14 protein-coding genes are annotated in these 18,873 nt (G+C 45.2%); 13 read left to right on the forward strand and 1 reads right to left on the reverse strand.

Annotation, left to right across the window (positions count from 1 at the left end; all coding sequences use genetic code 11):
* Positions 1-3 precede the first annotated feature (3 nt).
* The 12 genes from hprK (at position 4) to nagB (ending at position 14,202) form a co-directional block, all read left to right on the forward strand.
* Positions 4-936, forward strand: a complete 933-nt coding sequence (hprK, locus tag T487_RS0108680; protein WP_031576499.1) for an HPr(Ser) kinase/phosphatase — start codon at positions 4-6, stop codon at positions 934-936.
* 115 nt (positions 937-1,051) lie between these two features.
* Entirely contained in the window at positions 1,052-1,492 is a 441-nt protein-coding gene (locus T487_RS0108685; protein ID WP_036909338.1) for a Fur family transcriptional regulator, read from the forward strand.
* Between the two features lie 190 nt (positions 1,493-1,682).
* Positions 1,683-2,357 carry a response regulator transcription factor gene (locus T487_RS0108690; protein WP_031576501.1) on the forward strand — a complete coding sequence of 225 codons (675 nt, stop codon included), beginning with the start codon at positions 1,683-1,685 and terminating at the stop codon, positions 2,355-2,357.
* Positions 2,354-3,358 (forward strand): sensor histidine kinase, encoded by a 1,005-nt coding sequence (locus tag T487_RS0108695; RefSeq protein WP_031576503.1) that lies wholly within the window; start codon positions 2,354-2,356, stop codon positions 3,356-3,358. The genes T487_RS0108690 and T487_RS0108695 overlap by 4 nt, the downstream gene beginning before the upstream one ends.
* 102 nt (positions 3,359-3,460) lie before the next feature.
* The gene (locus T487_RS0108700) at positions 3,461-4,144 is read left to right on the forward strand and encodes an ABC transporter ATP-binding protein (RefSeq protein WP_031576505.1); all 684 of its coding nucleotides are present in this window, start codon (positions 3,461-3,463) and stop codon (positions 4,142-4,144) included.
* Positions 4,141-6,792: an ABC transporter permease gene (locus tag T487_RS0108705; RefSeq protein ID WP_031576507.1), complete on the forward strand. Its 2,652-nt coding sequence runs from the start codon at positions 4,141-4,143 to the stop codon at positions 6,790-6,792. The genes T487_RS0108700 and T487_RS0108705 overlap by 4 nt, the downstream gene beginning before the upstream one ends.
* Positions 6,793-6,927: 135 nt before the next feature.
* Positions 6,928-7,812 (forward strand): DMT family transporter, encoded by an 885-nt coding sequence (locus T487_RS0108715; RefSeq protein WP_051651619.1) that lies wholly within the window; start codon positions 6,928-6,930, stop codon positions 7,810-7,812.
* 261 nt (positions 7,813-8,073) lie between these two features.
* The gene (locus T487_RS0108720; RefSeq protein ID WP_031576512.1) at positions 8,074-9,480 is read left to right on the forward strand and encodes a PTS mannitol transporter subunit IIBC; all 1,407 of its coding nucleotides are present in this window, start codon (positions 8,074-8,076) and stop codon (positions 9,478-9,480) included.
* A gap of 70 nt (positions 9,481-9,550) precedes the next feature.
* Entirely contained in the window at positions 9,551-11,608 is a 2,058-nt protein-coding gene (locus T487_RS0108725) for a BglG family transcription antiterminator (RefSeq protein ID WP_031576514.1), read from the forward strand.
* A 5-nt stretch (positions 11,609-11,613) separates the two neighbouring features.
* Entirely contained in the window at positions 11,614-12,042 is a 429-nt protein-coding gene (locus T487_RS0108730; protein WP_031576516.1) for a PTS mannitol transporter subunit IIA, read from the forward strand.
* Complete coding sequence (locus T487_RS0108735) at positions 12,043-13,194, forward strand: mannitol-1-phosphate 5-dehydrogenase (RefSeq protein WP_031576518.1); 1,152 nt, start codon at positions 12,043-12,045, stop codon at positions 13,192-13,194.
* 282 nt (positions 13,195-13,476) lie between these two features.
* A complete protein-coding gene (nagB, locus tag T487_RS0108745) occupies positions 13,477-14,202 on the forward strand; it encodes a glucosamine-6-phosphate deaminase (RefSeq protein ID WP_031576522.1) in 726 nt (241 codons plus the stop codon).
* Positions 14,203-14,290: 88 nt separating this feature from the next.
* Here the strand turns inward: nagB and T487_RS0108750 are convergent, their stop codons facing one another.
* Positions 14,291-15,133 (reverse strand): PHP domain-containing protein, encoded by an 843-nt coding sequence (locus tag T487_RS0108750; protein WP_031576524.1) that lies wholly within the window; start codon positions 15,131-15,133, stop codon positions 14,291-14,293.
* A 271-nt stretch (positions 15,134-15,404) separates the two neighbouring features.
* On the opposite strand from T487_RS0108750, the gene T487_RS0108755 reads away from it, so the two are divergent.
* The gene (locus T487_RS0108755; protein ID WP_031576525.1) at positions 15,405-18,863 is read left to right on the forward strand and encodes a 5'-nucleotidase C-terminal domain-containing protein; all 3,459 of its coding nucleotides are present in this window, start codon (positions 15,405-15,407) and stop codon (positions 18,861-18,863) included.
* Positions 18,864-18,873 lie beyond the last annotated feature (10 nt).

The following is an 18,873-nucleotide window of genomic DNA, read 5'->3' on the forward strand; positions in this document are numbered from 1 at the left end:
ATTATGTCCGTTAAAGTAAGAAATCTCATCAAGGAGTTTGACCTGGAGGTGCTTCAGGAAGGAACCATCAACAGCGAAATGACCATCAATGACATCAACCGTCCAGGTCTTCAGCTGGCAGGATTCTACAATTATTTTTCCAAAGACCGTGTTCAGGTCATCGGCATGGGAGAATGGAGTTTTCTGGATGAACTGATTCCTGCGCTCCGTGAGAAAAGACTGGAAAAGTTCATGGCCCATGAGATTCCCTGCATCATCATGACCAGGAATCTGGAGCCCCATGAGGAGCTTCTATCTGCAGCCAGAAGAAACAAAAGATGGGTGCTGCGGACCAAGCTCTCTTCCACCATTTTCATTTCCAGGCTGACCATGTATCTCTCCAACGAGATAGCGCCAGAGACAAGGCTGCATGGTACTTTAGTGGACATATATGGCATGGGAGTCTTTATCACAGGGGTCAGCGGGATCGGCAAGAGTGAAGCAACGCTGGAACTTCTGAAAAGAGGCCACAGACTGGTTGCAGATGATGCTGTGGATATCCGGGCTGTGGATGGTGTCCTTCGGGGCAGATGTCCTGAAATAACCTTCGGCATGATGGAGGTAAGAGGTCTTGGCATCATCGATGTGTCTGCTCTCTACGGTCTTTCCACCATGATTCCCAATAAGCGCATTGATTTCATCATCCATCTGGAGCACTGGAGAGATGATGGGGATTACGACCGTCTGGGGATGGATGAGTTTGAGGAGATCCTGGGGGTCAAAGTGAAGAAGCTGGTGGTTCCCGTGAGAAGCGGAAGAAATATTTCCATCATCATCGAAGCGGCAGCGGCCAACTACCGATATTCAAGAATCTCCAAGGTTTCTCCCGCAGAGGTCATTGATGAACGTATGAGAGAAGTGAGCCAAAGGCTCATGGCAGAACAGGAAGAAAAATAAGGGAAGAAAAATAAGATTCTCTTAAGACCTTGAATGTCAAAGAAGACTTGTAATTGTGCTGAATTTAATCTATAATTAAACTAAATTAAATTCATTATAAATTGAGGTGAAAAAGATGATTGTAAACAACATAGATGTTTACCTTCGCGAGAAGGGGGTTAAGCCTTCTTATCAGCGAAAGAGAATTTTTGAATATATGATGCATCACCACAATCATCCATCCGTAAACGACATTTACGAAGCGCTGATTCATGAGATTCCTACATTGAGCAAAGCTACGGTGTACAATACCATGAATCTATTCCTGGAGCATAAACTCATTGAAGTGCTGCCCATTGACAGCAATGAAGCCAGATATGACGTCTATAATCCCAAGGAGCACGGGCATTTCAAATGTGATGTCTGCGGCAAGATCTTTGATGTGAACATCAAGGTCAATGTGGATGAGCTGTCAGATGATCTTCATGGATTCAAGGTGGATCAGGAAATCTACAACTTCCGAGGCACCTGCAAAGAATGTATGGCGCTGGAGACAGAAGAAGCAAAGGTCATGTAGTAAATTTTAAAGCAGAGTGAAAGATCAGATCTTTCCTCTGTTTTTTTACGCTCCTTTTTAAAGAAGCGTATGTTCGGCGATTCAATAACTGTAAATTCAGGACTTTCTAAGAACTTTTTCAGATGGAAACACCACTTCCTGTGGTACAGTAAGAGAAAGTATAAAATTACAAGAAATGCAGGTGACAGAGATGAATACAATTCTACTGGTGGAAGATGACAAGGCCATTGTAGAGAACTTGGTGGAAATTCTGAAAAGAGAAGGCTACAGGGTGGAGAATGCGAAGGGACAGCAGGAAGCGCTGGAGCTTCTGCCGCTTTTTTCATTTGATTTGTGTCTTCTGGATATTTCTCTTTCAGAAGGCAATGGCTTTGCGTTATGCAGAGCCATCAAAGACAAGGAGCCAGACCTTCCGGTGATCTTTCTTACAGCTTCTGGAGATGAGTACAGTGTCGTAGCAGGGTTTGACATGGGAGCCGATGACTATGTGAAAAAACCTTTCCGGCCCATGGAGCTTCTTTCCAGAATCAAAAATGTGCTCCGAAGAAGCGGGAAAGCGCAAAGCGTGGTGGAAATACGGCACCTTTCTGTGGATACAGTAAAAGGTACAGTGAGGAAAAGTGGAGAAGAGGTGTTTTTGTCAGCCCTGGAGTATCGGCTTCTTCTGGTGTTTCTTTCCCATAAAGGTATGATTTTGTCACGGTCAAAACTTCTGGAGGAGATTTGGGATGCGGCGGGAGACTTTGTCAGTGACAATACCCTGACGGTGTACATCAAGAGGCTCCGGGAGAAAATCGAAGAGGACCCTCAGAATCCCGAGATCATCAAAACAGTGCGGGGCCTAGGCTATAAGGTAGAAGAATGATGAAGATTTTTCGGAATAAGGAAATCCGTGTTCTACTTCTTTTTCAGTGTCTGCTTCTTGCAGCGCTGCTCACCCTGACTGTGTTCTTTCCGGAGAAGGCTTTTCTGATTCTTGCCCTCTATGGATGTGCTTCAATGATGTCTTATCTCTACTTCACCGGCAGAAGATATAAAAAGATTGATCTGCTTACAAAGGAAGTGGACCAGGTGCTCTTCCAGGACCAGTTCACCCCCATCTCCCAGTATGAGGAAGGGGAGCTCTCCATCTTAAGGACTCAGATTCATAAGATGAATCTGAAGCTTCAGGAAAACCAGAGCGCTCTTCATAAAGAGAAGGTCCATCTGGTGGAAGCTCTTCAAGACATCTCCCATCAGGTGCGGACGCCTTTAACGACTCTCTTTCTCCTGGCTGAACGGATGAAGGAAGAGGATCTTCCAGTCAATAGAAGACGGAGTCTTCTTCAGGAAGAGGTGCGTCACCTTCGCCAGATTGACTGGCTCATCGGGTCTCTTCTTAAAATGGCGAAGCTGGATGCAGATACGGCTGTTTTTGAAAAGAAGGAAGTCCAGGTAAAAGACCTTCTGCTCAAGGCGCTGGATCCCTTGCGGATTCCTTTGGAGCTGAGAGATCAGGAGGTGCTTCTTCACCTGGAGGAAGGAGCTTCTTTCATGGGAGATCTTTCCTGGAGCGCAGAGGCACTGACGAACCTTCTGAAAAATGCCATAGAGCATATGGAACCTGGAAAGAAAATACTTGTGGAAGCCCGGGAAAATGTACTGTTTACTGAGGTGGTCATTAAGGATGAAGGACCAGGCATACCAGAAGAGGACCTGCCCCATCTTTTCGAGCGGTTCTATAAAGGCAAAAATGCCAAGGAGAACAGCGTGGGCATTGGACTTGCGCTGTCCCGCATGATCCTCATAAAGCAGAACGGAACATTGAAGGCGGAAAATGCCTTGGAGGGCGGCGCGAAGTTCACCTTGAGAATCTATAAATCATAAAATCATCCCATGACCCGAAAGTGACGGAACTGTCACTTTCGGGTCATGAAGCTGTAAGGTTCAGTTTGTATACTGATAGTATCAAGAAAAGTGGAGGAACCTATGGAAATTTTAAAAGTAGAACATCTCACCAAAACCTATGGCGAGGGAAATAATATGGTGAAAGCTTTGGACGATGTATCTTTTTCTGTGGAGAAAGGGGATTTTGTCGCCATCATCGGACCTTCGGGTTCTGGAAAATCCACCCTGCTGCATATTCTGGGCGGTGTGGATCAGCCTACTTCTGGGAAGGTGTTTATGGATGGAGCAGATGTATATGCTCAAAATGACGAGAAACTTGCCATCTTCAGAAGAAGACAGGTAGGACTCATCTATCAGTTCTACAACCTTATTCCGGTATTGAATGTGACGGAGAACATGACGCTTCCTGTTCTTATGGACGGCAGAGAGGTGAGCGGAGAGAGGCTCACAGAGCTCACAGAAACCCTGGGACTAAAGGGGCGTGAGAATCATCTGCCAAATCAGCTTTCAGGCGGACAGCAGCAAAGAGTGTCCATAGGACGAGCTCTGATGAATGCGCCTGCTGTGGTACTGGCCGATGAGCCCACCGGAAATCTGGATTCTAAGAACAGTCAGGAGATTATCTCTCTTTTGAAGGAATCCAACAAGAAATACAATCAGACACTGATTCTCATCACCCATGATGAGAACATCGCACTGCAGGCCAACAGAATCTTAAGCATCGAGGATGGAAAAATTGTCCGGGATGAGGTGGTAAGAAGATGAATATCCTTCACCGGGTGACCCTGGAAAACCTCAAGAAAAATAAAGTCCGAACCTTTGTGACCATCATCGGCATCATTTTATCTGTTTCGCTATTTACAGCGGTCACAAGCTCCGTGTACAGCCTTCAGACCTATATTCTGGAGGTGGTGAAGGAGCAGGAGGGCGATTACCATGGCGGTGTTTATGAAGCCAGCGCCAAAGATCTGGAACAAGTAGTGCCCCATGAGAAAGTGAAAAGCACCGTGATGCTTCAGAACCTGGGTTATGCCAAGGTGGAAGGGATCAAGAATGACTACAAGCCCTATATTTATGTGGGGGCCATGGGAGAAGGATTTTCTGAAACCATGCCCGTGCATGTGACCAGTGGCAGGCTCCCTGAAAACAGCAAGGAAATTCTCCTTCCAGAGCACCTGGGGGATAACGGCGGTCTTCGCTACAAGGAGGGAGAAGTGCTTTCTCTCTCTTTAGGACAAAGAGTGTACGAAGGAGAACAGGCCTATCAGAACATGGCGCTCCTTGTGGGAGAAGAGCTTACAGACCTTCAAGTGAGAACTTATAAGGTGGTAGGGTTTTACGAAAGACCTTCCTTTGAGCGGCAGGATGCACCAGGATATACGGCCCTTACGATGCCAGACGGTGCAGGCCCTGATTCTTTTCAGGCGTATTTTCAGATTGAACCAATGAAAGACACCTATACGTTCATGGAAGCTTCCTTCCCCAATACGTCCATCACCTACAACAATGATCTCTTAAGATACAGCGGAAGCTCCAACGAGAACAACTTGAACTCAGTACTCTACAGCATGGTGGCGGTGCTTTCTCTCATCATCATGTTCGGTTCTGTATCTCTTATTTACAATGCGTTCTCCATCTCCATCAGTGAGCGGACAAAGCAGTATGGACTGTTGAAGTCCATGGGCGCAACCCGGAAACAGATCATGAACAGCGTATTTTTTGAAGCTCTGATATTAAGCGCAGTAGGCATTCCTTTAGGAATTCTTCTTGGTATTGTGGGGATTGGCCTGACTTTCTTCTTCTCGAAGAATCTCTTCTTGAATCTCTGGCAGGCCGGCGTAAAGACAGAACTGGTTCTAAGAATCGGATGGACACCACTTCTTGTGGCACTCATTCTGGGCCTGGCCACTGTTCTGATTTCAGCATATATCCCTGCCAAGAAAGCAGCAGGCGTTTCCGCCATCGATGCCATCCGTCTTTCTAAAGACATCCGCATCGATCCCAAAAGAGTGAAGACTTCAAAAATCACCTATAAACTCTTCGGATTCAGCGGTCTACTGGCAGCAAAGAATTTCAAGAGAAACAGAAGAAAATACCGGGCAACGGTAGTCTCCCTCTTCATGAGCATCGTTCTCTTCATTTCCGCCTCCAGCTTCACTGCGTATATCGAGCGTGGCATGAGCGAGGTGATGAGGGAGAAGGGGTATGATATTACCTACACCATTTTCCCCGAAGATTACAATGCAGAAGAGCTGCGGGATCTTCTCGGCAAGACGGAAGGTGTGGAGAAAAAGGCTCTTGTCTATAACCGCTCCTTTATGGAAGCATCACTTCCGAAAGAGCTGGTGACAGACCGATACCTGGAAGTGACAAAGGACATGGAGCTGAGACCCTATGTGGAGGAAAGCCAAAAGTCCATGATGTATGTGAATCTCACTTTTCTGGATGAGGAGAATTATGAGGCGCTCATCAAAGACAATGGTCTGGATGAGAATAAATATCTCAAAGTGGAAGATGTGCCCGCACTTTATTACGGGCAAGGAAGCTTCTATAATTACGACACCAATAAATATGTGACCTTCGAGCCACTGAAATCAGGCAGCTTTACCATGGAGCTCTATGAACTGAAGAGCTTTGGAGACAGCATCTACTATACAGGCGAGATGAAGGATGGGCAGCTGGTCTACAGAGACCAGGAAGAAAACGAGGTGCTGAAGAGTCTTGGAGAAGCCCTGACGGTGAAAGAGGTCTTTGTGGGCGACCGGATTCATACCCTCCCCATGGCCCATTTCAATGACTCCCATGAGCTGAAAATGTTCTTTCCTCTCCATATGATGGACTCCATCATGTCAGTAGAGGAAAACAGACCCATGGAGCTGTTCTTCAAGAGCAAAAACCATAAGGCCACCTATGAAGAAATGGTGGAGACTTTGGAAGGACTTTCCCTTCCCACCCAAAGGCTCACAAATCATGGCGCTTACCTGGAGCAGGAGCGGTCTATGATCACTGTGGTGAACATCTTCTCCTATGGGTTCATCATCCTCATATCTCTCATCGCTGCAGCCAATGTCTTCAACACCATCTCCACAAACATCCAATTGAGGCGGCGGGAGTTTGCCATGCTGAAAGCAGTGGGCATGACGAGGAAAGCCTTTGACAAGATGATGCGCTTTGAAAGTATGCTGTATGGTGTAAAAAGTATCCTCTATGGTATCCCTGTGGCCATTGGGATGACGTACCTCATTTATATGTCCATGAGAGGTGGCATAGAGTTTGACTTCTTCTTGCCTTGGACAGCCCTCTTCATTGCCGTGGGCAGCGTGTTTGTTGTGGTATTTGCCACCAGCCGGTATGCCATGGAAAAGGTGCATAAGGACAATCCGGTGGATGCACTGAAAAATGAAAATCTCTAAGGAACAAGGTTTTGTTGAAAAGTCTCTGGAATCTAAAGGGTTTCAGAGACTTTTCTATATAAAAATGAAAAAGACCACTGACAAAGCAAAAGAAAAAATGATACACTATACTTTAGTTTAGTAAGAGAAAGTAGGGTGAGCGTATTGAAAAATGTGAAGGGAGAAGTGGGACTCCTTTTGGTCTCCATCATATGGGGATCCGGATTCATAGCCAGTGCCATTGGCCTGGGCTATCTGACAACTTATGAGACCTTAGCAGGAAGATTTTTCGTGGCAACACTTCTTCTGGGCTTTATGACTTTTAAAAAGATGCGGAGGATCCCTATCCGTACGCTGAAAAACGGTGTTCTTCTGGGGGTGTTTCTCTATGCATCCTTTCTGCTCCAGACGCTGGGGCTGGAACTCACCACTCCATCGAAAAACGCCTTTCTCACCGCAGTGAATGTGGCGGTGGTGCCCTTCATCGGGGTGCTGTTTCACGGTCATACCCTGAATAAAAAAGATGTGGTCCGGGCAACCATCGCCATGATCGGGGTAGGACTCATCTCCTTCCAGTGGTCTGGTGCAGTGAATTTCGGAGATGTCTTAAGCTTCCTCTGCGCGTTCACCTTTGCCTTGCATATTTTTTACACAGGAACCTATGCGAAGGAGGATGATGCCATTGCGCTGACCTTTGTGCAGATGGGCACTTCCTTTATTCTTTCCTTTGCCAGTGTCCTGTACCGAGGAGACCACATTCTGGGACATGATCCCAGAGGGTACCTGGCGGTGCTCTATCTTGGAATTTTCAGCACCACCATCTGCTTCCTCATGATGACCATCTCTCAGAAACATACAAAGCCTTCCAGAGCGGCGGTGATCATGTCCACAGAGAGCCTTTTTGCCATGGTGTTCTCCATTCTGATTCTGAAAGAAGTGGTGACTTTCCGGATGATTCTGGGTGTGCTGGTGATTTTCACAGCCATCATTCTGCCGGAGAAAAAAGAACAGCAAGATGCATTGGAAGAGACGGCTTCATAGAAAGTTTATAAGTTTTGAGGGACCGTTGTACGGTATTATTGACGCCATTAAAGCTCTTTTGTCGCATCTTGTGTGACAAAAGAGCTTTATCTTTTGATTGTTTCACAAATGAAAACGTACTACACTAAGAATATAAAAGAAAAACAAATGATAAATCATGATTCTCTAATCCGGATGAGATCAAGAACTGTCGCTGTTTCTTGTTTTCAACTGACTGATCATCAGAGAGAAAACAGTAGTACTTTGAAATGGAGGATTAAAATGGAAAAATCTGGAACAAAAGCCGGGATTCAGAAGTTTGGTGCATATCTTTCCGGTATGGTTATGCCAAACATCTCCGCATTCATCGCCTGGGGACTTATAACTGCATTATTTATCGAAACAGGCTGGCTGCCCAATGAAAAACTTGCTGCAATGGTTGGCCCAATGATTACGTATCTTCTGCCTCTTCTCATTGCCTATACAGGTGGTAAAATGGTATATGATCACCGTGGAGGCGTAGTAGGCGCTACTGCTGCCATGGGTGTTATTGTAGGTACAAGCGTGCCAATGTTCCTTGGCGCTATGATGATGGGACCTCTTGCAGCGTTCCTCATCAAGAAAATCGACAAAATGCTGGAAGGCGGCGTCAAGGCTGGATTCGAAATGCTGATCAATAACTTCACAGCTGGAATTCTGGCCACCATCCTTGCCATTGCTGGTTTTTTTGTCATCGGACCTGTGGTGGAAGCTTTGAACAACTTCCTGGCTTCCGGTGTAGACGCCATCATCAATCTTGGTGTTCTGCCTCTGGTACATCTTTTCGTAGAACCTGCCAAGGTGCTGTTCCTGAACAACGCCATCAATCATGGTATTTTCACACCACTGGGTGCTCAGCAGGCTGCTGAAGCTGGAAAGTCCATCATCTTTATGCTGGAATCCAATCCAGGACCAGGACTTGGTATTCTCCTTGCATACATGTTCTTTGGAAAGGGTCTTTCCAAAGCGTCTGCTTCTAGTGCTTCTATCATTCATTTCCTGGGCGGTATCCATGAAATATACTTCCCATACATCCTGATGAAGCCAATTCTGATTGTTGCGGCCATGGCCGGTGGTGCTGCTGGTACTCTGACCTTCTCCCTGCTGGGGGTTGGACTGAATGCTGCTCCTTCACCAGGATCCATCTTCGCCTACATTGCCATGACACCAAGAAGCGACTTCTTTGGTATGTTCCTGGGTGTAGCGGTTGCTACTGCAGTTTCCTTTGCGGTTGCTGCGGCCATCCTGAAGAGCTCCAAGGGAAAAGAAGAAGATCTGGAGTCTGCTGTGACTAAGATGGAAGAAATGAAGGGTAAAGAAAGCTCCGTTAGAGGCACATTCGTGTCTTCAGCTAAGAGCTACAAAGACGTGAAGAAGATCATCTTCGCTTGTGATGCAGGTATGGGATCCAGCGCCATGGGTGCTTCTATCCTGAAGAAGAAAGTCAAGGAAGCCGGTATCACAGATGTGGATGTGACAAACCTTGCCATCAACAATCTGCCTTCTGATGTGGATCTTGTGGTTACCCATAAGGATCTCACCGATAGAGCAGTGAAGATGGTGCCAGGAGCCATCCATGTATCCGTGGACAACTTCCTGGGATCAAGCAAATATGAGGACATCGTGTCAGAACTGAAAAAGACAAGATAAAGTAATAGAAGGGGGGAGCCGTTGCAGATTCTTGCAAGGGCTTTCCCGTATATAAGGAGGTGTGGTGTAGATGTATATAACGGCAAGAGAGAGACAGATGTTAAAGATTCTCCTGACGTCACCACAGCTCTTTATTTCTTTAAATGACATATCAAAGGAGCTTGATGTGTCCTTAAGGACTGTGCAAAGAGAGCTGAAGACATTGGAAGATACCTTGGACCCACTGAAGCTTTCCATCGAGAAAAAACAAAGTGAGGGTATACGGCTTTCTGGGGAAGAAGACAGAGTGAAAAAACTCCGGGACAGCTTAAGAAGCTATTCCACCTTTGAACTGGAACAGAATGAGCGGAGTCTTCTTCTTTTTTATGAACTTCTGAAAGCCAAAGACGGAGTGAAATCCGGATATTTATCGGGTCTGCTTCATGTCTCGCCTAAGGTGCTGCAGAAGGATCTGGATTTCTTTGAAGAAGAGATCCGATACTCCAAGTTAAGCCTTGTGAGAAAACCTGGCTATGGGATTTCTTTGGAAGGACGGGAAAAGGACAAGCGGATGTATTTTGTGAATCTGGCTCTGCAGAGACTGGAGCAGACGCCGATTTTCTCCTTGAAAGAAGGTGAGTTCATCTCCCTGGATAAGAAAGATCCGGTTTTTAAAATGCTGGATCCTGAAAGGCTTCTGGAGGTGGAGAAAATTCTTCTCAAGGAAGTGGAGGTGCTGCAGTTCACCCCCACAGATCTGGCGCTGTTTGAACTGATTCTGTATCTCAACTTGTCCTTGGCAAGAATTTCCCTGGGAGAGTTCATTGAGAAGAAAACCCTGGAGGATTCTCTGGAGCTTTCGGTATCGGAAAGCGTTTATGGCGCTCTATCTTCAGCATTCCATCTTACTGTGCCGATAGAAGAGATTCATTTTTTTGCAAGTGTGCTCCGCAGTGCAAAAAGAGTGCGTAATGGGGAAATCGATGAGAATATGGAGCTTGCCCTTCTGGCCAATGAACTCATAGATTCTGTGTCCAACGCCACAGGATATTACTACAATAAAGACAAGAAATTCTTCGATGCTCTGGTTTCCCATCTGGAACCGCTGTTAAACCGCATGAAGGAAGGAATTACGGTCCTGAACCCCGTCAAGGAGGAAATCAAGGAAGCGTACGGGACTCTTTATGGGACCCTTGAAACCATCCTGCGTCAGAAATTTCCTGAGAACTTTGTCAGTGAGGATGAAGTAGGGTTTCTGACTCTTCATTTTGCTTCTGCCATCACTGAGCTTCATCATGCACCCAAAGTATCCACCTTGGTCCTCTGCACCAGTGGTATCGCCACTTCCAGAATGCTGACGAAGAAGCTTCTGGGAAAGTTTCCTCAGCTGACCATCATTGAGCAAGGGTCCATCTGGAACCTGAAGAAAATGGATCTGTCGGAGTTTGATCTCATCATCTCCACCGTTGGCATCAAGGAAGCTTCCTTCCCTTATATTCAAGTGAATCCGATGCTCACGGACGAAGATGAGAGAAAACTAGAAAGAGTCGTCAATGAGAAGCTCCTTCTTTCCACCAAGCGGGGTCTCAAGGCGAAAAATGAGGATAAGAAAGATGGGGAGAACCATCCGCTGCCTCTTCACCGCACAGACCAGCTCAATCTTAGAATGAGGGAGCTCCTGGAAGGCTTTAGGTGCATCAGATCTGATGTGGAGTCTCTGGAAGACCTCTTTCAAGTGATGAAGGAGAAGCAGAGAATGCCTTCGGAAAAGAAGGATGCAGTTTTTCAAGCACTCTACAATAAGACCATGGAGACTGGGGCGGGGCTGCCTGGTTCTAAAATCGCCCTCATCCATGGACGGCATAAAAATCTGAAAGAAGTGCATGTCAGTGTCTTCAAAAACAAGAAGCCGATTCTTCTTTTGGGGATGGACCAGAAAATGCAGCCTGTGGATACCTTCCTCCTGCTTATGGCAGGAGAAGATCTCATGGAGGAGGAGCTGGAGCTTTTATCCAGCATCAGCATCAGCCTGCTGGAGAAGGAGAACCTCCTGATATTTGAAGGAGAGGACGTCACCGCCATGGAAGCTGTACTGAAAAACTATCTGAAACATACGTATCTTGAAATCATCAATCGAATTTGGAGGTAAAATCAATGAGTAGTGTATTAAGAATTGAAAACATCAGAATGAATGAACGCTTTGACAGCAAATATGATGCCATCCGTATGGCAGGTGAGCTTTTGGTGAAGGGAGGCTATGTGTCGGAACATTATGTTGAGGAAATGATCAAAAGAGAAGATCTCTCCACCACTTACATCGGCAATGACATTGCCATTCCTCATGGCACAGAAAGCGCAAAGAATGATGTGCTGGAATCGGGCATCAGTGTCATTCAAGTGCCTGAAGGGGTAGATTTCAACGGCGAGAAAGCAAGGGTGGTTTTTGGCATCGCAGGAAAAGACAACACCCATCTAGAGATCCTTTCAAACATCGCTATTTTCTGTTCGGATATGGACAATGTGGAGAAGATTGTGGCCGCCAAGAACGAAGAAGAAATCATGTCACTGCTGGGAGGGATTTAGATGAACGCACTACATTTTGGTGCTGGCAATATCGGCAGAGGGTTCATCGGGCTTCTTCTGGCACAGAACGGATTTCAGGTGACCTTTGCGGATGTGTCAGAAGTTCTCATCGATGCCATCAAAAAAGAAGGGAAGTATCGGGTGATTCTTGCAGATGAAAGCCACGAGGCGGTTCCTGTAGAAGGTGTTTTCGGCATAAACAGCGCCAAAGAGCCAGATGCTTTAAAAGAAGCGGTGCTGAAGGCAGATCTCATCACCACAGCTGTGGGCGTCAACATTGTGCCTCATATCGGCAGATCTCTTCTGGAAGGGATCAAAGAGAGGCTTCATCAGGAGAAAGTCACACCCTTTAGCATCATCGCCTGCGAGAATGCAGTAGGAGCCACCAAAGTCCTGAAAGAAGCACTCTATGAGGGACTCAGCGAAGATGAAAAGACGCTTGCTGAAATGTATATCGGATTCCCCAATTCTGCTGTGGACCGGATTGTGCCGATGCAGAAAAACGAGAACCCTCTGGATGTCCAGGTGGAGCCCTTCTTTGAATGGGTGGTGGAAGAGGACGCTGTGAAGGGAGAGCTTCGAAGCCTGGAAGGTGTGCACTATGTGAAGGATCTGACGCCTTACATTGAAAGAAAGCTTTTTACAGTGAATACAGGACATGCTGCCACAGCATATTTTGGTCTCTTGAAAGGACATGAGACTGTTCTTCAGGCGATGAAGGATGAGGAAGTGGTGACTGCAGTAAGAGGTGTCCTGAAAGAGACCTCCGCTTATATCGTAAAAAGCTATGGATTTGATGAAAAAGAACATCAGGCATATGTGGAGAAAATACTGAGCAGATTTGAAAATCCTTATATTTCAGATGACTTGACGAGAGTTGCACGGTCTCCCATCAGAAAGATCTCTCCATCTGACCGCTTCATGAAGCCTGCCATGGGCCTTATCTCTTTGGGTCTTGAACCGAAGGATCTGGCGCGGGCCATTGCAGCGCTCCTTCTTTACATCAATGAGGAGGATCCGGAAGCAGTGGTGCTTCAGAAGGATCTGAAAGAGCTTGGTCTTTCAGAAGTGCTTCTGAAGTATGCAGGTCTTTCCGAGGAGGATGCACTGGCGAAGCTGATTAAAAAAGAATACATTCTTCTTACAGACTAACGGAACAAGCCTCATTTTGTTTTACATGATCAAAGCTCTTCTATTCCCTGGTGGGGATCGAAGAGCTTTCTTTCTTGCAGATACAAAATGAAAATAATTTCCGGAAAATGGATCAGAGTAATCAAATTATGAAAATTATTTCCTAAAATGCCTTGATGGTTATTCTTTTGACAAGCTTTTATCAAGAAACCTTCTATTCTCTTAATTCCTCTGAGCATCATTAACTTTACCTGGAAAGTATGATAGGATGGTAGGTGAACTAAAGTAAAGTGAGGTAAGCATATGGAATTTAAAATTTTCGACTCCTATGAAGAAGCCAGCAAATATAGTGCAGATCTTGTGGCAAATGTTCTGAAAGATAAAAAGGATGCAGTACTCGGACTGGCAACCGGTTCCAGCCCAGAAGGAATGTACAAGGAACTCATTGCACTCTATAATAAGGGTGAAATTGACTTCAGTGAAGTGAAGAGTGTCAATCTGGATGAGTATGTGGGTCTGGATGGAAGCCATCATCAGAGCTACCGCTATTTCATGGATGTGAATCTCTTTAACCATGTGAACATCGACAAGAAGAATACACACGTACCAAACGGTATTGCAGCAGATCTTCAGGAAGGGGCGAAAGCCTACGATGCACTCATTGAGTCCATGGGCTCTGTGGATGTTCAGGTACTTGGAATTGGACCTAATGGACATATTGGATTCAACGAGCCTGGAGAAGAGCTTCTGGTGCATACACATGTGGCAGATCTGAAGGAAGAAACCATTGAAGCCAATGCAAGATTCTTCGAGTCTAAGGAAGAAGTCCCAACCAAGGCTGTGACCATGGGTGTTGGTGCAATTATGAAATCCAAGAAGATCGTCCTTATCGCATCTGGAAAGAACAAGGCCTGGGCTGTGCAGCAGATGGCCAGTGATGTGATCACCACAAAGATTCCTGCTACTTTATTAAAACTTCATCCTAACGTGACTGTGGTTCTTGATCAGGAAGCGGCAAGTCTTCTGTAAGAAAAGAAAACTGTAGGGAAGAATAGAATAAACGCTCAGAGATGTAGCCTATGGCTATACTGCTCTGAGCGTTTTTTTGCGTACTTGATTATTTCTTGTAGAGGGGACCTTCCTGGTACCAGGAAAGAAAAGGGGTCAGATGATTCTCATCATAGGTCATGGATCCCAGGTATCCGTGCTTCACATCTCCAGGGATACCATGGTAGTCAGAACCAGCAGTGATGAGAAGGTTTTTCTCCTGAGCCAGCTTCAGTGATTTTTCTGTCAGTGCTTCGTCATTCAGATAATAGTAGCATTCCAGGCCATCAAAGTCATAGGAAAGAAGATCTTCTAAGGTATTTTTCTTGTAGATGACAGGATGGGCCAGGACCACCTTTGCCCCATGCTTTTTCAGAAGAGATATACCGTCTTCCACGGAAAGCCTGATGTTAGGAATATAAGCAGGGCTTTTCTTGTCCAAGTAGGTCTCGAAGGCTTCATTATAGGTCATATGAGGCACCAGCGGGTGCACTTCTCTAGCGAGGTTTGCCCTGGTGAGTACTCCTTGGTTCGTCCTTCTCATTTGGTCATAATCCACCGTGAGATCAAAATGCTTTTTAAGATTGTCGATGAATTTTCGGATTCTTTCGTTTCTTGCTTCATGAAGTTCCCGCAGCACTGTAAGAAACGCTGGATCTTTATAGCTGTCACTGTTGAAATAGCCTAGGATATGGATACTCTCCCCATTTTTAGAGGTCGTAAGTTCTATTCCTGGGATGTAGTGGAAGGATCCTTCTTTTAGTAGTTCTTCCATGCGGAAGTGTCCATCCACCGTATCATGGTCTGTTAGTGCCATGTAGCTGAGGGTTTCTTTCTTTGCCAGATGATAAAGTTCTTCCGGAGTGAGTCTTCCATCGGAACAAGTGGTATGGCAGTGCAGTTCTAATTTCAATCTATTTCACCTCTGTTCATAATTTAGAAATAAGTTGTCCATGAGTACGTTGACATAATATTATCGACATGGATTGCTTTAAGCATCTATGGGTGGAAGGTTATGTAATCGTATCCACTAAAATATTTATTATGTAAACGACAAACAGAACACTTTGTAACGGATGCGTAAAACCTGCATTAAATGGCTGTTTTCTGGTTAACGCAGCGTGTTTATAAGGTTATAATAGCATTAGATGCTAAAATTTAGCAAAAATTTTGGAGGTGTTTTTTTGAGAAAACGCAGTTTTACAAAATTCCTGTCCGTTTCCTTACTTCTTCTTTTCTCATTGGCTCTTTTACCTATGGGAAAGATTTCAGCGGATGAAATCTTGGAGCCGATTCCAGATCCTTCCATAGAATCGGTGATCGATGAAGGAACTCCTGTTCCTGAAGTGGAAGTGCCGGTAGAAGAACCAGTTCTTGAAGAAGAGCCATCTCTTGAAGAAGAACCAGTTCTCGAAGAGAAGGGGGATTTACCCGAAGAATCTCCAGCAGAAGGAGAAGCTGAAGAAGAAGTCTTGATGACACCTATGGTAGCACCTGCAAGTGTCACTTTCGACTATTATGCTCTCAATGACCTTCATGGAACCCTCGATGGATCTGCAAGCTCAAGTAATCCAGGTCTTGCAAAAATCCAACAGTTCCTTTTGGACTTTAAAGCTACGAACCCCTATACCTATCTGCTTTCAGCAGGAGACCAGTATCAGGGTTCCACCATTTCCAATCTGTCCTATGGAGATGTGACCAACAAGATTCTGAAGCAGATGGGCATGCTGACTTCCGCCATTGGAAATCATGAGTTTGACTGGGGCAGCAAGCTGATTCCTCAGTGGGCTAAAGATGGGGGATTCCCATTTATCGCTTCCAATATCGAAGTAGAAGCTTCTGTAAAACCAGCTGAATGGGATACTTATGTGAAGCCTTTCTATGTTCATCCTGTACAAGTGAATGGTAAAACCATCAGAGTTGGGTTCATTGGTATAGCTACACCTGAAACAGCGTATAAAGTAGCTGCAGCCAATGTAGTAGGATTCAAATTCACAGATCCTGTAGCCGCAACCAACAAGTGGGCTACTCATTTAAGAGATACTGAAAATGTTGATGCGGTCATCGCGCTGACCCATCTTGGGTCAGACCAGAAAGATGGAAAAATCACTGGAGAAATCGTTGATTATGCAAACAAAATCTCGGGTGTTGATGGAATCTTCTCCGGTCATACACATAAACTGGTCAAGGGTACTGTGAATAATATTCCAGTGGTTCAGGGCATGTACAACGGAAGAGCACTAGGTAAGCTATCTCTTACCTTTACAGAGACTCCAGATGGTTACGAGCTCGATGTCGTGACTCCTGATGTATTCAATATCAAGGCTTTGAGAGATGATTTACTGAAAAAGGTAGCTGAAAGCTTAGATAATGAAGACCCTAGTGATAATCTAGTGTTTACAGACATTGATTTTAAAGATGATCCAGTAGTAGCAGACATGATAAAAGATGCGGCTAAAGAGTATGATTCCGTACTAAATAAGAAAATTGGTACACTTACGCAAGACTTATCTCATGATATGACTAATGTACAAGTAACACCAATGGGTCAGTTTGTGGCTAAGACCATGGCTGAACTTGGCAATACACAGATTGCCATTGTCAATGGTGGTGGTGTCAGAGCTGGACTGGATAAAGGCGATATTACCATGGGAGATATGTACACAATTCTCCCATTTGACAATACTCTGGTGACGTTAGAAGTATCTGGAGCAGAACTGAAGAAACTCATCGATCATGGAATCATGTCCCCAGATTTCAGACCGGGACAGTTCTATGGAATTGAAGTCTTTTATGATAAGAATGATCCGTACAAACAGAAGGTCAATACCATCAGACTTCTAGACGGATCCTTGGTACAAGACGATAATATGTACTCTGTATCTACCTTGGACTTCCTCTTAACAGGTGGAGACAAGTATGATTTCAGTAAAGCCAAGAACGTTGTGGATACCTATCTGCCGCTAAGAGATCTTATCGCAGAAGCCATTCAGAAAATGGGCACTGTGGACTTTACTTTTGAACAGAATCTGTTTGAAGGAGATTCCGTAAAAGTGGACTATTTCTCTATCAATGACTTCCACGGTAATGTAAGCACCAGCGGAAAAAATCCTGGATTAGCAAAGATTGCTACGTTCTTAAAACAGAAAATAGCGGCAAATCCATATACTTATTTCCTTTCCTCTGGAGACCATTTCCAGGGAACGGCCATCTCTAATCTCACAAAAGGAACTGTAGTCAATAAGATTCTGGATGAAATGAATATCCTGGCTTCTGCCATTGGTAATCATGAGTTTGACTGGGGCAGTGACCTGATTCCACAATGGGCAAAGGATGGTAAGTATGTCTATCTTGCATCCAATATTGAAGTGGACGCAGCAGCGAAGCCTGAAGGATGGGATGACTATGTACTCCCTTACATCGTTCAGGAACAGGTTGTGAACGGTAAAACTGTAAAGATAGGCTTTATCGGAATTGCAACACCGGAGACTAAGTTTAAGACTTCTGCAGCGCATGTGGAAGGCTTCACCTTTACAGATCCAGTGGCAGCAACAAACAAGTGGAGCAAGCATCTTCTTGAAGTGGAAGGTGTGGATGCAATCATAGCACTGACCCATTTAGGTTCTTTCCAGAAAGATGGTGTCATCAGTGGCGAAATCGTAGAGTATGCCAATAAAGTACAGGGCGTTGATGCTATATTTACAGGACACACCCATCAGGTAGTCAATGGGAAAGTAAATGATGTGGTTATCGTTCAGGGTGCATACAATGGCAGAAATATCTCTCAGATTTCTCTGGACTTCAGACTGAACAATGATGCAGTGACACTGCACAGTGTAACTGGAACCGTGACCAATCTTACGGATCTCATCAGCAGCCTTTCAGATGATCCTGCTGTGAAGGCCATTGAAGAAGACTATAAGGATGAGCTTCAGCCAATTCTTGGTGAAGTGATTGGAACTCTGAAAAATGATCTTCCACATGATACTGACACTATGCAGCTGAGCCCCATGGGACAGTTTATTGCGAAATCTTTGGCTGAACTAGGAAACACTCAAATTGCCATCGTGAACGGTGGTGGAATCCGTAGAGGCTTCGATGCAGGTGAAATCACCATGGGTCTTATGTACGAGCTTCTACCATTTGACAACACACTGGTGACCATGAAGGTCACTGGAGCAGAACTGAAGAAGCTTCTGGAGCATGGTCTGCATCCGGACAGTTTCAGACCTGGACAGTTCTATGGTGTGGAAGTTTGGTATGACAAAGACAAGCCAGCAGGCGAAAGAATCTCCAGCATCAGACTACTCGATGGAACCCTAGTCAAGGATAATGGAACTTATACCGTTTCCACACTGGACTTCCTTCTGACTGGTGGAGACAACTACGACTTCAGCAAGGCAACAGACGTTGTGGATACATATATCCCAGTGAGAGACCTCATCGCAGACATGATTCGTGAAGAGAAGGTTATTTCCCATACCTTCATGGAACATCTGCATGTTGGTGCAGACACGACCTCTGGAAAACCAACCCTACCAGCAACAGGTGCAGCCAGTTCAGGAGCTTTCTATGGTCTTGGACTCATCTCCCTCATGGCAGGTGGTTATATCTCCAGAAAAGACAAGAAAAAAGCATCTTAAATCTTTAATA

Source organism: Proteiniclasticum ruminis DSM 24773 (genome assembly GCF_000701905.1).
Lineage (GTDB): Bacteria > Bacillota > Clostridia > Clostridiales > Clostridiaceae > Proteiniclasticum > Proteiniclasticum ruminis.

Excerpts from the sequence above, each read along its gene's own strand:
- hprK (WP_031576499.1), top strand. The coding sequence starts at position 4 with ATGTCCGTTAAAGTAAGAAATCTCATCAAGGAGTTTGACCTGGAGGTG.
- T487_RS0108685 (WP_036909338.1), top strand. The coding sequence starts at position 1,052 with ATGATTGTAAACAACATAGATGTTTACCTTCGCGAGAAGGGGGTTAAG.
- T487_RS0108690 (WP_031576501.1), top strand. The coding sequence starts at position 1,683 with ATGAATACAATTCTACTGGTGGAAGATGACAAGGCCATTGTAGAGAAC.
- T487_RS0108695 (WP_031576503.1), top strand. The coding sequence starts at position 2,354 with ATGATGAAGATTTTTCGGAATAAGGAAATCCGTGTTCTACTTCTTTTT.
- T487_RS0108700 (WP_031576505.1), top strand. The coding sequence starts at position 3,461 with ATGGAAATTTTAAAAGTAGAACATCTCACCAAAACCTATGGCGAGGGA.
- T487_RS0108705 (WP_031576507.1), top strand. The coding sequence starts at position 4,141 with ATGAATATCCTTCACCGGGTGACCCTGGAAAACCTCAAGAAAAATAAA.
- T487_RS0108720 (WP_031576512.1), top strand. The coding sequence starts at position 8,074 with ATGGAAAAATCTGGAACAAAAGCCGGGATTCAGAAGTTTGGTGCATAT.
- T487_RS0108725 (WP_031576514.1), top strand. The coding sequence starts at position 9,551 with ATGTATATAACGGCAAGAGAGAGACAGATGTTAAAGATTCTCCTGACG.
- T487_RS0108730 (WP_031576516.1), top strand. The coding sequence starts at position 11,614 with ATGAGTAGTGTATTAAGAATTGAAAACATCAGAATGAATGAACGCTTT.
- T487_RS0108735 (WP_031576518.1), top strand. The coding sequence starts at position 12,043 with ATGAACGCACTACATTTTGGTGCTGGCAATATCGGCAGAGGGTTCATC.
- nagB (WP_031576522.1), top strand. The coding sequence starts at position 13,477 with ATGGAATTTAAAATTTTCGACTCCTATGAAGAAGCCAGCAAATATAGT.